Annotated in this window: 14 protein-coding genes; 3 read left to right on the top strand and 11 right to left on the bottom strand. The window is 67.2% G+C overall.

All coding sequences use genetic code 11. The features are described 5' to 3' along the window. Positions 1-31: 31 nt before the first annotated feature. Positions 32-1,015 carry a tripartite tricarboxylate transporter substrate binding protein gene (locus HNP48_RS10100; protein ID WP_184856783.1) on the bottom strand — a complete coding sequence of 328 codons (984 nt, stop codon included), beginning with the start codon at positions 1,013-1,015 and terminating at the stop codon, positions 32-34. Between the two features lie 91 nt (positions 1,016-1,106). Further along, complete coding sequence (locus tag HNP48_RS10095) at positions 1,107-2,168, bottom strand: CDP-6-deoxy-delta-3,4-glucoseen reductase (RefSeq protein WP_184856782.1); 1,062 nt, start codon at positions 2,166-2,168, stop codon at positions 1,107-1,109. A 49-nt stretch (positions 2,169-2,217) separates the two neighbouring features. Here HNP48_RS10095 and HNP48_RS10090 point away from each other — a divergent pair, with 49 nt between their 5' ends. Continuing rightward, entirely contained in the window at positions 2,218-3,159 is a 942-nt protein-coding gene (locus HNP48_RS10090; protein ID WP_184856781.1) for an SDR family oxidoreductase, read from the top strand. 9 nt (positions 3,160-3,168) lie between these two features. Here HNP48_RS10090 and HNP48_RS10085 read toward each other — a convergent pair whose 3' ends face one another. The 9 genes from HNP48_RS10085 to HNP48_RS10045 all read right to left on the bottom strand — a co-directional run bounded on the left by HNP48_RS10085 (position 3,169) and on the right by HNP48_RS10045 (position 11,057). Further along, the gene (locus HNP48_RS10085; protein ID WP_184856780.1) at positions 3,169-4,185 is read right to left on the bottom strand and encodes a hypothetical protein; all 1,017 of its coding nucleotides are present in this window, start codon (positions 4,183-4,185) and stop codon (positions 3,169-3,171) included. 190 nt (positions 4,186-4,375) lie between these two features. After that, positions 4,376-5,122, bottom strand: coding sequence for a DUF4124 domain-containing protein (locus tag HNP48_RS10080; RefSeq protein ID WP_184856779.1), 747 nt, complete (start codon positions 5,120-5,122; stop codon positions 4,376-4,378). A 21-nt stretch (positions 5,123-5,143) separates the two neighbouring features. After that, positions 5,144-6,049 carry a DUF4124 domain-containing protein gene (locus tag HNP48_RS10075; protein WP_184856778.1) on the bottom strand — a complete coding sequence of 302 codons (906 nt, stop codon included), beginning with the start codon at positions 6,047-6,049 and terminating at the stop codon, positions 5,144-5,146. After that, positions 6,036-6,548 carry a hypothetical protein gene (locus HNP48_RS10070; protein ID WP_184856777.1) on the bottom strand — a complete coding sequence of 171 codons (513 nt, stop codon included), beginning with the start codon at positions 6,546-6,548 and terminating at the stop codon, positions 6,036-6,038. The genes HNP48_RS10075 and HNP48_RS10070 overlap by 14 nt, the downstream gene beginning before the upstream one ends. A 260-nt stretch (positions 6,549-6,808) precedes the next feature. Further along, the gene (locus tag HNP48_RS10065) at positions 6,809-7,768 is read right to left on the bottom strand and encodes a chemotaxis protein (protein ID WP_184856776.1); all 960 of its coding nucleotides are present in this window, start codon (positions 7,766-7,768) and stop codon (positions 6,809-6,811) included. Between the two features lie 196 nt (positions 7,769-7,964). Next, entirely contained in the window at positions 7,965-8,261 is a 297-nt protein-coding gene (locus HNP48_RS10060) for an antibiotic biosynthesis monooxygenase (protein WP_184856775.1), read from the bottom strand. Positions 8,262-8,587: 326 nt separating this feature from the next. Further along, positions 8,588-9,448 carry a LysR family transcriptional regulator gene (locus HNP48_RS10055; RefSeq protein ID WP_184856774.1) on the bottom strand — a complete coding sequence of 287 codons (861 nt, stop codon included), beginning with the start codon at positions 9,446-9,448 and terminating at the stop codon, positions 8,588-8,590. Positions 9,449-9,631: 183 nt separating this feature from the next. After that, on the bottom strand, positions 9,632-10,033 hold the full coding sequence (locus tag HNP48_RS10050; protein WP_184856773.1) for a hypothetical protein: 402 nt from the start codon (positions 10,031-10,033) through the stop codon (positions 9,632-9,634). 121 nt (positions 10,034-10,154) lie between these two features. Further along, on the bottom strand, positions 10,155-11,057 hold the full coding sequence (locus HNP48_RS10045) for a LysR family transcriptional regulator (RefSeq protein ID WP_184856772.1): 903 nt from the start codon (positions 11,055-11,057) through the stop codon (positions 10,155-10,157). Between the two features lie 109 nt (positions 11,058-11,166). Between HNP48_RS10045 and HNP48_RS10040 the strand changes: the two genes are divergently transcribed. Together HNP48_RS10040 and HNP48_RS10035 are read left to right on the top strand one after the other, a co-directional pair. Beyond that, a complete protein-coding gene (locus HNP48_RS10040) occupies positions 11,167-11,808 on the top strand; it encodes an NAD(P)-dependent oxidoreductase (protein WP_184856771.1) in 642 nt (213 codons plus the stop codon). A 1,209-nt stretch (positions 11,809-13,017) separates the two neighbouring features. After that, complete coding sequence (locus HNP48_RS10035) at positions 13,018-14,091, top strand: hypothetical protein (protein WP_184856770.1); 1,074 nt, start codon at positions 13,018-13,020, stop codon at positions 14,089-14,091. Positions 14,092-14,167 lie beyond the last annotated feature (76 nt).

The raw sequence follows: 14,167 nt of genomic DNA, 5'->3' as shown, positions 1-14,167 counted from the left end.
GAAGGGGCCCTTGCAATAGCGAGGCTGGGGCTCAGTCGACCTTTGCGCCAGAGGCCTTCACGACCTGCTGGTACTTGGCGCGTTCGCTGGCCATGAAGCTGTCGAACTGCGCGGGCGTGGTCGCCACGGGTTCGGCCAGCAGCAGCCCGAAGCGGGTCTTGGTCTCGGGTGCATTGAGGGCCGCGACAAACGCCTTGTTGAGCTTGTCGATCACCGGCTTGGGCGTGGCCGCAGGCGCTACCAGGCCCCACCAGGTGTCGATGGAGAAGTCCTTGAACGTGGCCGACAGCGGGGGCACGCCCGGCAGGTTGGGGCTGGCGGCCAGCGAGGTCACGGCCAGGGCCTTGAGCTTGCCGGCGCGGATGTTGGGCGCGGCGGCGGCCAGGTTGTCGATGTTGAAGTCCACCTCGCCAGCCAGCAGGGCCAGCTGCGCCGGGTTGGCGCCGCGGTAGGGGATGTGCAGCGCGAAGATGCCGGCGCGCTGCTTGAACATCTCGCCCGCCAGGTGGCCGGCGCTGCCGTTGCCGCCGCTGCCGTAGTTGAGCTTGGCCGGGTTGGCCTTGGCATAGGCGATCAGGTCCGCCAGGGTGTTGATCTTGAGCTGCTCGGCCTTGGCGGCGTTGATCACCAGCACATTGGGCACGCGCACCATCTGCGTGATGCCGGCGAAGTCCTTGCCGGCGTCATAGGGCATGCGGCTGTACAACCAGGGGTTCACGGCGTGCGTGGCGGTGGCCGAGATACCGATGGTCAGGCCGTCCGGCGCGGCCTTGGCGATGGCGTCGGCACCGATGTTGCCGCCTGCGCCGCCCTTGTTGTCGATGATCACCGTGCCCAGCGAGTCGCGCACGCGCTCGGCCAGTGCACGCGCCGTCACGTCGATGGGGCCGCCCGGTGCGTAGGGCACGATCAGGCGGATCGGTTGCCCCGAATCCTGGGCCATCGCTGCGTGGGGAAGGGCTGCGGCCACGAGGGCGGCGCCGGCGAGGAGGGTGGTGAGATTTCTGCGGTTCATGGTGCCATTGTGCAAAAAATGGAGCGGACACTACAAAAAAGAGGGGCCGGCATCGGGAAATACCCCCATCGCCAAGGCTGGGGCCTTCGCCTCAGCCGTGCTTGTCCGCCTCGGACGTGAAGGCATCGGCGAAGAATTCCTCGGGGGGCAGGCCGCGCTGGGCGCTGTAGGCGTCGCGTGCCGACTCGACCACGATGGGCGCGCCACAGGCATACACCTGGTGGCCCGAGAGGTCGGCAAAATCGTCCAGCACCGCCTGGTGCACAAAACCGGTGCGGCCCGTCCAGCCGTCTTCCGGCAAGGCGTCGGAGACCACGGGCACATAAGTCAGGTTGGGCATCTCGGCCACGCGCGCCTGTACCCAGTCGGCCATGTACAGGTCCTGCGGGCGCCGGCCGCCCCAGTAGAGCACGGTGGGCCGGGTGCTGCCCTTGAACTGCAGGTGCTCGATCAGCGCCTTGGTAGGGGCAAAGCCCGTGCCCGAGGCCAGCAGCACGATGGGCTTGTCCGAGTCCTCGCGCAGGAAGAAGCTGCCGAACGGGCCCTCCACACGCAGGATCTCCTTTTCCTTCATGGCGCCGAACACATGGTCGGTGAAGCGCCCGCCCGCCATGTGGCGGATGTGCAGCTCCACCCCCGGGGCCTCACCCTGGGTGTGCGGTGCATTGGCCATGGAATAGGCGCGACGGGCGCCGTCGCGCAGGATGAACTCGATGTACTGCCCCGCGTGGTAGCGGAAGGTGTCGGCCGCGGGCAACTGCAGGCGCACCTGCATCACGTCGTGCGACTTCTTGGTGAGGGTGGAGACGCGCACCGGCATCTTCTTGACCGGGTAGGCGCTCTCGTCCGTCACCTGGCGCGATTCGAGCACCACGTCCGACAGGGGCTTGGCACAGCAGGTCAGCACATAGCCCGCGGCCTCCTCGTCGGCGCTCAGGGCCTTGGACTGGTGGTTGGCGTGGAACACCGCGCCGCTCACCTTCTTGCACTTGCAGGAGCCGCAGGCGCCGTCCTTGCAGCCATAGGGCAGGCCTACGCCGCTGCGGATGGCCGCAGCCAGGATGGACTCATCGCCCTGGGCGGCAAAGGCGCGGCCGCTGGGCTGCACGGAAATCTGGAACGTGGACGTGGGGGCCGCCTCGGCGCTGGTCATGTTGTGGGTATCCTTGGGACGATCTACTATCTTCTTCGCGGACCCGATTTTGCCTTCAAACCAAAACCCCCTCGGCGCCCTGCCGGCGCGCTTTCGCCGTGAACGCCTGCTGATCGTGGGCTGCGGCGATGTCGGCCAGCGCGTGGTGCGCCAGCTGCAGGCGCCCGGCCGCGCGGCCCCGCGCCTGCGGGTGATGGCGCTCACTTCCAGCCCGGGCCGGGTGGCAGACCTGCGGGCGCGGGGCATCACGCCCCTGGCAGGCAACCTGGACCATGCCGCCAGCCTGCGGCGCCTGTCGGGCCTGGCCACCCGGGTGGTGCACCTGGCACCACCCCCGGGCGATGGCGGAGAGGCCTGGTGGCGCGACCCACGCACCGTGGCCCTGGCGCGCGCGCTGCGCCTGCGCAGCCCGCCGGCCTCGCTGGTGTACGCCTCGACCAGCGGCGTGTACGGCGACTGCCAGGGCGCCTTGGTGCCCGAGACCCGGGCCCCGGCCCCCGCCACGCCCCGCGCCCAGCGCCGCGTGAACGCCGAGCGCGCGGTGCGCCACCTGGGGCGCTCGGGCGTGCGCGCCAGCATCCTGCGCATCCCTGGCATCTACGCACCCGACCGCGAGGGCGGCACGCCCGAGGCACGGCTGCGCAAGGGCACGCCGGTGCTGGTGGCCGAGGACGACGTGTACACCAACCACATCCATGCCGACGATCTGGCCCGCGCCTGCCTGCGCGCGCTGTGGCAGGGCCGCGCCCAGCGCATCTACAACGTGAGCGACCACAGCCACCTGAAGATGGGCGACTACTTCGACCTGGCGGCCGACCTCTACGGCCTGCCGCGCCCGCCGCGGCTGCCGCGCAGCACGGCGCAGACCGAGTTGCCGCTGGTGCTGCTGAGCTTCATGAGCGAGTCGCGCCTGCTCGACAACGGGCGCATGCTGCACGAGCTGGGCCTGCGGCTGCGTTACCCCAGCGTGGCCGAGGGGTTGCGCGCCTAAGGCCTGCTCCTAAGGCCTTTCCAGGCTGTTGGACTGCTGGCGCGCGCGCCAGTCGGTGGGGGCCGGGCCGGGGCCATACTGCATGGGGCGCTCGTTGCGGGCACGGTCGGCTGCGGCCCTGCGGTCGCGCTCGATCTGGTCGCGCCGTGCCTGCTCGCGTTCCCGCTCCACCTGCTGGTCGCGGCGTTCTTGCTCGCGCCGGGCGTTGTCACGCTCTTGCTCGCGGCGCTCGCGCTCGGCCTGGTCGCGCTGGGCCTGCTCTCGCTGCGACTGCTCGCGGTTGCGTGCATGGTCGCGCCGCTCCTGGTCGCGGCGGGCTTCTTCGCGTGCCCGGTCGCGCTCCCGTTCTCTTTCCCTTTCCCGCTCCCACTCGCGCTCCTGGTGGTAGCGCCGGTCGCGCTCCATCTGGTCGCGCAGGGCGGCCTCGCGGTACTCCTGGTCCCGCCGGTCCTGCTCGCGCTGGCGCTCGCGTTCCTGGCGGTCGCGCTCCATCTCGCGCGCCATGGCCTCCATGCGCCATTCGCTGTCGCGCCGCGCGTCTTCCTCGATGCGGCGCATGCGGTCCATGGCCTCCGCATAGGTGGGGCGCATGATCGCCGGCGGCGTGCTGCCCGAATGGGGTCGCACGGTCGCGGGCGCCGGGGCTGCCGCCCTGGACTGCGCGGCCTTGTGGGTATGGCCTGCCGCGGCGGATCCGGGGGGAATGGGCGAAGGGTAGCTGGCCAGGTCCACATGCTGCAGGCCGGGCAGGCCCGATGGCCGCAGCGCGCTGGCGGGCGGTGCGGGGAGAGGCAAGGGGGCGGCCACCGCCGCATCCTGCCCAGGCACCGCCGTGGCGCTGGGAGGCGTCGCCGGTGCCACCGGGGCCGCTGGAGCCGGCGAGGGCGCTGCTGGCGAGGGATAGGTGGCCAGGTTGACGTGCTGCAGGCCGAGTGGGCGGGTCGGATAGGTTCTGCTGGGACCGCAGGCGGTCAACGCCACGCCGAACAGTGACAGCAAGGCCAGGCGCACGGGCAAAGGGGTCATGGAGCTCCTTGGGCAACCGCCGAAACCGTGGCGGTGCCCGCTATTGACGCGCGGCAGGCGGTGGCGGTTGACGCCGCGGCTGCGGCATTTGGGGGAGGCGATGCCCACAGGAAGGCAGGCATCCCATCCCCCTGCCGGCCGCGCAGGCAGGGGGCTGTGCGTGGGCGGAGCTGAGGGTGTTTTCAGCCGTTCAGCAGGGTGCCTGTCCGCCCGTGCCGTTGGAACGGCACACCCCGCCCTGCCCGGGGAAGCGCCCGGGGCCATTGCGTGGATAGGTGTTGCCCAGGTTGTCGGTGCAGCGGTAGTCCGAGCACTGCGTGAGGCGTGGCGGCGGCTGCTGGGGCGTGGTGGGAAAGGGTTGCGGGAACACGGCCGGCGGGTAGGGCGCGGGGTAGCCGGGGCCATGGCGTGGCGGCACCACCACGACCTTGGGCTGGCCCGCGCGTGCGCGCTCCAGCTCGGCATAGGCTTGCGGACCCAGGCAATCAAGGTCCATCTGGCGCTGGGCGGCCTCCAGGCGCTGCCCATGCTCCAGGGTGGAGCGGGGGCCATCGCCGGCCACCATGTCGTAGCTGCGGCGCGAGCGTGCGCACTCGGGCGAGCGCGCATAGTCCTGCGGCAGCGGGGCATTGGCGGCGCGCGCGCGGTTGCGGTCCTCGGCGCGCCGGGCCTCGGCCTCTGCCGCCTCGTTCTCGGCCTGCAGGCGCTGCTGCTTGCGCTCCAGCGCTTCGGCCGACAGCTGCCGGTCCAGCAGGATCTCTTCGGGCGTGCGGCGGGCTTCGACTTCACGGGCCGCCTCACCGCTGCTGCAGGCGCCGTCGGTGTAGGTCACCTTGCCGGTACGCGCGTCGGTACAGCGGGTGACCTGTGCCTGGGCACCCAGGCACAGGCCCGCCAGGAACAGGCCGTAGAGAGTGGGGCGCAGGAGGCTGGCCATGGTACTTCGCATTCTCAGCACTCAGGGGCTGGATCGCAAGCTGCCGCGCCAGCCGCTTTGTGGCAGGCCAAGGCCGGACTGGACCGGCCGGCTCTCGTTGCGCGCCCGGTCCGCGGCCGCACGGCGGTCGCGCTCCATCTGTTCGCGCCGTACCTGTTCGCGTTCCCGCTGTGCCTGCTGCACGCGTTGCTCCTGCTCGCGCCGTGCGTATTCGCGCTCGCGCTCACGGCGTTCGCGATCGGCCTGCTCGCGCTGGGCCTGCTCCCGCTCGCGCTGTCTTTCCTTGTCCCGCTCGCGCTCGCGTTCCTGGTGGTAGCGGTGGTCGCGTTCCAACTGTTCGCGCAAGTCGTTCTCCCGGCGCAGGGCGGCCTCCCGGTACTCCTTCTCGCGCCGGTCCTGCTCGCGCTGGCGCTCGCGTTCGGCATAGGCCTCCGGGCCCATGCAGTCCATGTCCATGCGCCGCTCGGCATCTTCCTTGAGGGGGGCATATTCGCGTGTGGAACGGTGATTCTGCTGGATGCGCAGCAGGTTGTAGGCACTCCGTGAGTCTGCGCACCCAGGCGAACGGGCATAGTCGTACTGCCGCGGGGCATGGTCGGTGAATGCGGGCTGCGCATCGGCTTGTGTGGCGCCATGGCCTGCCCGCAACTGCTGCCGGCTGCGTTCCAGCGCTTCTTCGTAGAGCCGCTGGTGGCGCAGTACCTCTTCAGGCGCAGGGCGTATCGTGACCTCGCGTGCGGCCTCGCCACTGTTGCACAAGCCGTCGGTGTAGGCGACCTTGCCGGTGCGTGCATCGGTACAGCGCGTCACCTGGGCCTGCGCGCCCAGGCACCAACTGGCCAGAACCAGGCCGCAGAGGGCGGGTAGATGGATGCGCACCATGGCGTCGGGCCGGTCGGCGCCACCAGCCCGCTCAGGGCTTTTCAAGGCTGTTCGACTGCTGGCGGGCGCGCCAGTCGTTGGGGTGCGGGCCGGGGCCGTACTGGCGGTTGTCGCCACGGGCCCGTTCTGCAGCCGCGCGGCGGTCGCGCTCGATCTGGTCGCGGCGTGCCTGCTCGCGCTCGGCCTGGTTGCGGCGCTCCTGGTCGCGGCGGGCGTTCTCGCGGTCGCGGTCGCGCTCCCGGTCGCGGCGCTCGCGCTCGGCCTGCTCGCGCCATTGCTGTTGCGCGCGTTCGCGCTCCCGCTCACGCGCCCAGTCACGCTCGTCACGGCGGTTGCCGTAATACACCGGTGGAGGGGGCGCCACGTACACCGGGGGCGGTGGCGAACGGTAGACCGGCGGCGCGTCGTAGATGATCGTCGAGCCGCTCGGCGGGTAGTAGGTGGGGGCGGGTGCGTAGTACGGGTCACCCGGTACCGTGGCACAGCCCGTCAGCACGGCGCCCAGGACCGTGGCGGAGAGAACGCGGGCGAAGGTATTTGTCATAGGTGTTCAGACTCCCGGCGCATGGGCGCGTTCCGCGTTGCAGGTAAAGGCCAGGAAAACAACACCGTGGGGTTGTTGCATCCTCCGGGCCACTTGCAACTTGACGTTTGAGCCCTGCATTTGGTTGACCGGGCACCAGTTTGCCCCAGACCGGCGCGCAGAGATAGCCCTGGCGGGTAGGCCGAAGGCCCTTGGCCGGGTAGGTGCGTGACATCGTTCACGCCAACGCCCGGCGCGCTCGCGCCGGGGGGCTTGCCTGATTACTTGGGCAGCACGCGGCGGATGGTTTCCGCCAGGTCTTCGGCCACGAACTTGGCCACGTAGCCGTCGGCGCCCACGCTGCGCACATGGTCTTCGTTGGCCGAGCCCGACAGCGAGGAGTGGATGACCACCGGCAGGCCGTGGAAGCGCGCATCCTGCTTGATGTTGCGGGTCAGCGTGAAGCCGTCCATCTCGGGCATTTCCAGGTCGGTCAGCACCATGGACACGCGGTCCAGCACGGTCTTGCCTTCGCCCTCGGCGCTCTTGGCAATGGCGTTCAGGCGGTCCCAGGCTTCCTTGCCCGACTTGACCATCTCGAATGGCGCATTGAGGGCCTTGAGCTCCTGCTCGATCAGCGAGCGCGCCACGAAGGAGTCGTCGGCCGCGAGGATGATGGAGCCGGGGCGCAGCTTGAGCTTGGCGCCCACCTTTTCCTCGGTGACTTCATGGCCGTCCGAGGGCGAGACCATCTGCAGGATGGCTTCCACGTCCAGCACCTGGGCCAGGCGCGATTCGTCGGTGTTGCCATCCAGGCGGGCGATGCTGGTGACGAGCTTGCCCTTGGCGCCGCTGGTTTCGGCCGAGAGCACCTGCTTCCAGTCCAGGCGCACGATGTCTTCCACCGACTCCACGGCGAACGCCTGCGTGGTGCGCGCGTACTCCGTCACCAGCATGATGTTCAGGCCGGTCTGGGGCTTGCAGCCCACGATGGAGGGCAGGTCCAGCACCGGGATCACCTGGCCGCGCAGGTTGACCACCCCCAGCGAATGCGGCGTGGTGCCCGCGATGGGCGTGATGCTGGGCATGGCCACGATCTCGCGGATCTTGAACACATTGATGCCGAAAAGCTCGGACTTGTTCAAGGCGGTGTCGGTGCCCAGGCGGAACAGCAGCAACTCGAACTTGTTGGTGCTGGTGAGGTTGGTCCGCTCGTCGATGTCCTGCTGCACTGCTTTCATGGAAGTGTCCTTTGCGCAGATACGCGCGTTTACAAATTCTAGGATCAGAACGGTGCGCGCAGCACGATAAATTGTCAGGGCGTACCCGAATGGGGTCTGCCCGCCCCCCAACGTCGCGGCGCCGAGACACTGCCGGCGCCACTGTTACAAATCGGGAAGGGCGGCGCGCGCGGGCTCCTCGTGCCCGGCCATTGTGCTACAGGCCTGCCACCGGACCGTAGTGCAGCACGGTGGGAAAAGGGTCATAGAAATGGTGCAGCAAGGCCTTCCATTCCTGGTACTGCGGAGATTGGCGAAAGCCCACCTCGTGGTCCTCCAGGGTGGCCCAGCGCACCAGCAGCACATAGTCGTCCGGGCGCTCGATGCAGTGCTGCAGTTCGTGCGACTGGTAGCCGGGCATCGAGGCAATGATGCGCTGTGCCTTGGCAAAGGCCTGCTCGAAGGCGCTGGCCTGGCCGGCTCGGATGGTCAGTTGGGCAATTTCCAGGATCATGGGGCGGTCTGTGGGGTGGGTGCAGCCCCGGTTGTACCCCAGACTCCCCGCGGGATTTCGGCGCAGGCGGGTTTCCTAGGGCGTGTCATCGTTCATTGCAGCGCGGTGCAGTGCAAGGCGCCCTGAGTGCCGCGTAGCACCGCTACGCAAGCGAAGGGCAACGCCGCAATGTGCCGCGCTGCAGGCTTTCCCTTCGGGCTGGCCCCGGCATGCGGCGTCTGCTTTGTCGCACGGCTTGCCCATAGTCCACTATGGGCAGCGCCGCGCTTCGCGCATCCATCCGCATGCCGGGGCCAGCGCGGGGGTGAAATGAACGATGACACGCCCTATGCAGCGCTCGGCAGTGGGGCCGGTGCGGCTGCCCCTGCGGCAAGCAGGCCCAGCAGCGCCAGCATGGGGGCGTCGGAGGCATCGCAGGCCAGGCCCATGTGCCGGTCGAAGGCCAGTGCGCCGTCCAGCGGCCGCGCCAGCGCTTGGCGCGCATGGGCGGCGTGCGACTGCGGCACCACGGCCAGGCCGATGCCGGCGTCCACCATGTGCAGCAGCAGTTCCTCGCGCTCGGCGCTGGCGCGCACCGTGAGTGCAATGCCCTGCTCCGCCAGCAGGCGGATGAAGGACTGGTGCAGCGGGCAATGCGGCCATTCGATCAGCGGCAGGCCCGCAAGGTCCGCCACGCCAAAGCGCTTCTTGAAGCGCAGCGGGTGCCCGCCGGGCACCAGCATCACATAGGGCTCGCGCCATAGCGGGAAAAAGGTGTCGCCCGGCGCCTTGCAGTGCTCGGCCACCAGGCGCAGCCGGGCATCGCCTGCGCTGGCGGTCAGGCGGACCAGGGCCTGGGGCAGGTGCTGCTCGAGCTGCGCCAGCAGCGGCGCGGCCGGGCCCACGAGCAGGGCGTCCTGCAGGAAGATGCGCACAGTCTCGCGCGGCGCTTCGCGGAAATCGCGCACCATGGCGCCCGCCTCGGCCAGCAGGCTGCAGGCGCGCGGGTACAGGCGGTGGCCCTCGGGTGTGGGTGCCAGGCCATTGCGGCTGCGCTCGAACAGCACGGCGCCGAGCGCATCCTCCAGCCCCTTGATGGCCATGCTGATCGACGGCTGTGCAACGAAGCAGCGCCGCGCGGCCGCTGTCACCGAGCGTTCCTCATAGGCCGCCACGAAGTAGCCGAGCGCGCGCAGGTCAAACAGCATGCTGACGGAAGGCTCTGCTTCCCACGGCGTTGAACTTGGTCGCCATGCGTCGAACGAGCGCGGCCTGGGCCAGCGACCGCCGCGCAAGGGCCGCCCCGCCGCGCTGGCGGTGTCCCCCTTCCCGAATGGCGCAGCCATTCGAGAGAAGGGGGAAGGCGCGAAGCGACTCAGGGGGTTGTTGTCTCATGCGATGGTGGTGACGTTTTCGCGGAAATAGTCCACCTGTCCGTTCTGCGAATGGCTCACGATCCAGGTCAGGCTTTCCACTTCCCGCTGTTGTACCGCATAAAAGAAGCGCTGGTGGAACTGCGTGAGCACCCAGTCGTTGCCCAGCGGCTGGCTGTGGGTGTGCAGGATCTGCGTGCCGCGCGGGAACACCTCCACCGCCAGGCGCTGCAGCATGGCGACCAGGCCCTGCTTGTCGCGGGCGACCTGCCAGCTGGTGTCCGCGCCGTCCTGGTAGTGGTCGATGCGCAGGTCCACGCCATCGGCCACATGGGCCAGCAGCGTGGCCACGTCGCCGCGCGCGAAGGCGGCGATCACGTGGTCGATGGGGTAGGTGGGCGTGGCGGGGTTCGTTGTCATGGCAAGGCTCCTTGGGTGAAAGAAGCCGCGACTGTAGGCAGGCCCTCGCGCCTGCACAACGATGGAATTTATGGCCCGCGGCAATAAAAAACCGAGGGATGTCCAAGGGCCCCGGTGGGGCTCAATCGAGCATGCCGGGTACCTGGCGCAGGTAGCCATGCAGTGCCGCAATCGCCTGGCGCACCTTGGCCGGCTGGGCGTCGCGCTGCGGCGTTACGGCCCAGACGTCGAGCGTGCCCAGGTCCCACTGCGGCAGCAGGCGCACCAGGCGGCCCGACTGCAGGGCCTCGTGCACGTCGCTGCTGCCCAGCATGGCCACGCCCAGGCCGGCCTCGCACATCTGCTGCAGCGACAGCTGGTTGTTGCTGGCGATGCGCGGCTCCACCCGCAGCGCGCGGGCCTCGCCCTGGCGGTTGCGCAACTCGGCGAACATGCCCTCGCCATCGCGCACCAGGCCCAGCCAGCCGTGCGAGAGCAGGGCATCGGGGTGCTGCGGCAGGCCATGGCGTGCCACCCAGTCGGCCGAGGCGCACAGGTACACGTTCATCGCGCACAGGCGGCGTGCCGCCCAGCTCGAGTCCTGCAGCCGGCCAAAGCGCACGGCCAGGTCGATGCGCGCGTTGATCAGGTCGATGGGGGCGTCGTCCACCAGCAGGCGCAGGCGCAGCGCGGGGTGGGCCGCCAGCATCTCGCCCAGGGCCGGTGCGATGTGGCGCGCAAAGCCCACCGTGGCCGACAGGCGCAGCTCGCCGCTGGGTGCATCGCGCGAGGCCGCCAGCTCGGCCCGCGCCTGCTCGGCCGCCGCCCACATCGCGGCGCAGCGCGCGTGGTAGCGCTGGCCGGCCTCGGTCAGGGCCAACTGGCGCGTGGAGCGGTGCAGCAGGGTCACGCCGCCATCGCTTTCGAGCTTGCGCACTTGCTGGCTTACGGCCGAGGTGCTCATGCCCAGGGCGCGCGCCGCCCCGCTCATCGAGCCGTGCTGCACCACGGCGGCGAACACGGCCATGCGTTTCAGGTCATCCATTGGGTGTTTGTGAAGCTGTACTTCAAGGTGAAGGCGATTTTTGGCCTCTACCGGGTTGTTTGACAAGCCCATATTCTCACTGCATCGACTTCAACCCCAAGGAAATGACATGAAAATCGCCCTGATCGGTGCCACCGGATTTGTCGGCTCGGCCGTGCTCGAAGAACTGCTGCGCCGCCAGCACCAGGTGACCGCCCTGGCCCGCAACCCCGGCAAGATCGCCGCCAGCGAAGGCCTCACCGTGGTGCAGGCCGATGCGCAGGACGCCGCTCAGGTCGCCCAGGCCGTGGCCGGCCAGGATGCCGTGGTCAACGCCTACAACCCCGGCTGGACCGTGCCCGACATCCACGACCAGTTCCTCATCGGCACGCGCGCCATCTACGCGGGCGTGAAGCAGGGCGGCGTCAAGCGCCTGCTGGTGGTGGGCGGCGCGGGCAGCCTGTACGTGGCCCCCGGCGTGCAGCTCGTGGACACCCCCGGCTTCCCCGCGGAATACAAGGCCGGCGCCCTGGCGGCGCGTGAGGCGCTGAACCTGGTCCGCAATGAGAGCACGCTGGACTGGACCTTCCTGTCGCCCCCCATCCTGCTGGCCCCGGGCGAGCGCACCGGCCAGTACCGCCTGGGCACCGATGCGCCGCTGATGAACGGTGAAGCCCCCGGCGGCATCAGCGTGGCCGACCTGGCCGTGGCCATCGCCGACGAGCTGGAAAACCCGCGCCACGTGCAGCAGCGCTTCACCGTGGCGAGCTAAATCGCTCGCAGGTATTCCAGGTAATTAAAGTCGTAAACCCGCAAATAAAGTCGTAAACCCGCGTCCAGCACCGATGAGGGTTTGCGCGCGGCGAAGGACATAGGCAAAGTCGTAAACCTCGCGGCGTCACGGTACACAAGTGAGATGAGGGAGTGATTGTCGACAAACTCTGTAATCTGACCAATACCGTTACGGTGCTGATTCTTGGTGTGAACTGGGCAGCGTTGTGACTACAGCAAATAAAGTCCGTCGGATGAAAACAAGGTCCGTCGGGCGTTTCCTGCATTGTGGAATTTAGCCATGCTCCTGTCGTCTTGCGGGCCTGAGTCGGCGGGCTCATGCAGCTTGAGCTGTGTGCTATTGCACTGAAGGCAGCAAGCCGGCGCTCTCATCGGGCCAATCTCTGGTCGTGATGGCCGACCAGATGGCATCACTTCCATCCCCCGAGACCAGAACCAGGTCTCAGGCAGCGTTCAGCACCATGAGTGACATAAGCAGTTGGTCTTCCATCGGTGGTAGCTCCTTCCCGACTCCGCTTTGACTACTGCTTCGAACAGGTCTATGGCTTGCAGAGAGGGCGTGGCACGCAACGACCCCGAATCAAGTTGGGCGGCAATGTGCAGGGTTCCAATGCCCTGCTGCAGGATGCGTCAGTGATGCAGTTGGACCTCGGGCTACGACAGGACGTCTGGCGCCGGACGCTCGTTGACAAAGTGAAGCTCGTTGTGCTTCCTGGGACAAGAAGGATCGCAAAGCACTGCGTGCGCCCGAGGTGGTCCTAGATATCCTCGAATGGGCATCACTGGCTGCTCTTCAACAAACAGGTCTTGCCGTCCACGTTCAGTCCCGCCTAGGAATTGAGCACTCCGTCAGGACCCGCGCCGATGCAGTCTCTGCAAGACATACCACGGAGATATCCACAGCTTCATCCACTGTCTTAGTGGACATTCTTCAAAGCACTGGCTGTGTAGCAAGGGTTTGCTCCGCTGAATTTGGCGAGGCTGGCTTTGTTTGGGTTCGTTCACTTGCATCTGGAAAAAGTACTTTCCACCTCTGCTTTGGATGTGCTAGGCTCTAGCCAAGGCCGCCTGCCGCATCTGTCCTCGGTTGAAATAGGCTTTACAGACTTTTTTTGCCACCACCCGCATTCCGTCGGGGGCCGGCGCGTAGTCGAGGAACGCTGGTCCTATCAAAGACTGGAGTGCCGTTATGGCCAACGCGACTATTGCCTCGCAAGAGCTTGAATTCGCTCTTCGCCCTATCAAGAACCGCCTGCAGGCGCGTTTCTTTCAAATTAAGTCATCGCATCTCACTGAAGCAATTGCTTCTGGGCTTGGATTCAAGACCAACGCTTCGATGCGTGCAGAACTGATTGATAGCTCTCATTGGCGCCTTGACTACCTAAACATCGACGCCGCTAGGTTTCGGGAGCGTCTGGTCAATCTCGGCTATGCAATGGGACCAGACCTCCAACTTGGGCCCCTCCCTGCCCCACCCGCGCCCCCTTTGTATTACCAGCAATGGCTTGAACAACTGCGCGCTCTTGAAGTCGGGGTAAGGAAACCAGATTACGATGCGATTCGGCGACTTCGCAGGCGTTGTGCCGAAGACTTTGCACAAACGTTCGGAGTCGGCGCTATCGAGAATCGCGAAGACAAGAGCGTGATCCGCCGCTGGTCGATTGGTGTGGATCACAGCGTTTGTCTTCCAGGCTGGGGAGGGATGGCCAATTCGAAACGAGGGGGCTTCATCGACTTCCCTGGAAGCGACCACACATGGAATTTTTGCCAGAAGCTACCACTTTCCACTGGCAAGTACGTGACCTATCAAAGCGCAATGGTCTCGCTGCCGTACAAAGATGGAATGTCGGTGAAAGAGGGGCTGGCGAAGGCTGCGCCTATGGCAGGACAGCTCGGTTGGACGATGACGTTTCTCGATGAATGGTCCTGGTACGTCCCCGGAGCAACACATTTGGTGCTCTATCGGCCCATTACACCTCACTCGATCGTGTCAAAGCAGTGGGAACGTTCGTTCAAATGCTGGCTTCTTGAAAACCGCAGCCTGCTTCGAAGAAGCGCTGGTGGCACGCGCCGGAAGGTGATTGACGACATCCTTGATTGCCAGCACCTGCCGTTGGATTTGATCGGTTACGAAGACTGCAGGACGCGATACCTCAAGGAGTTCGCTCGTCACATGTATGACGGTTGTGACATGGCGTCTGTCTTTAAGCGGCTGATGGAAAAGTGGGCAGCGGCGGACGCGTCTGCTTCGCTCTCTAAGTGAAGCCCTGTAGCCCAAGTGTTTGTGACTTGATTACTCTCACGTCACTAACACGGGCTGCTTTTTGAGAATGCGTTCA

It is taken from the genome of Acidovorax soli, assembly GCF_014207955.1.
Classification (GTDB): Bacteria; Pseudomonadota; Gammaproteobacteria; order Burkholderiales; family Burkholderiaceae_C; genus Acidovorax; species Acidovorax soli_A.
This window is presented reverse-complemented; position numbering and strand designations above follow the sequence as displayed.

Coding starts and splice junctions, on each gene's coding strand:
- HNP48_RS10045 (WP_184856772.1), bottom strand. CDS start 11,057: ATGGATGACCTGAAACGCATGGCCGTGTTCGCCGCCGTGGTGCAGCAC.
- HNP48_RS10100 (WP_184856783.1), bottom strand. CDS start 1,015: ATGAACCGCAGAAATCTCACCACCCTCCTCGCCGGCGCCGCCCTCGTG.
- HNP48_RS10065 (WP_184856776.1), bottom strand. CDS start 7,768: ATGAAAGCAGTGCAGCAGGACATCGACGAGCGGACCAACCTCACCAGC.
- HNP48_RS10055 (WP_184856774.1), bottom strand. CDS start 9,448: ATGCTGTTTGACCTGCGCGCGCTCGGCTACTTCGTGGCGGCCTATGAG.
- HNP48_RS10040 (WP_184856771.1), top strand. CDS start 11,167: ATGAAAATCGCCCTGATCGGTGCCACCGGATTTGTCGGCTCGGCCGTG.
- HNP48_RS10085 (WP_184856780.1), bottom strand. CDS start 4,185: ATGACCCCTTTGCCCGTGCGCCTGGCCTTGCTGTCACTGTTCGGCGTG.
- HNP48_RS10060 (WP_184856775.1), bottom strand. CDS start 8,261: ATGATCCTGGAAATTGCCCAACTGACCATCCGAGCCGGCCAGGCCAGC.
- HNP48_RS10070 (WP_184856777.1), bottom strand. CDS start 6,548: ATGACAAATACCTTCGCCCGCGTTCTCTCCGCCACGGTCCTGGGCGCC.
- HNP48_RS10050 (WP_184856773.1), bottom strand. CDS start 10,033: ATGACAACGAACCCCGCCACGCCCACCTACCCCATCGACCACGTGATC.
- HNP48_RS10035 (WP_184856770.1), top strand. CDS start 13,018: ATGGCCAACGCGACTATTGCCTCGCAAGAGCTTGAATTCGCTCTTCGC.
- HNP48_RS10095 (WP_184856782.1), bottom strand. CDS start 2,168: ATGACCAGCGCCGAGGCGGCCCCCACGTCCACGTTCCAGATTTCCGTG.
- HNP48_RS10080 (WP_184856779.1), bottom strand. CDS start 5,122: ATGGCCAGCCTCCTGCGCCCCACTCTCTACGGCCTGTTCCTGGCGGGC.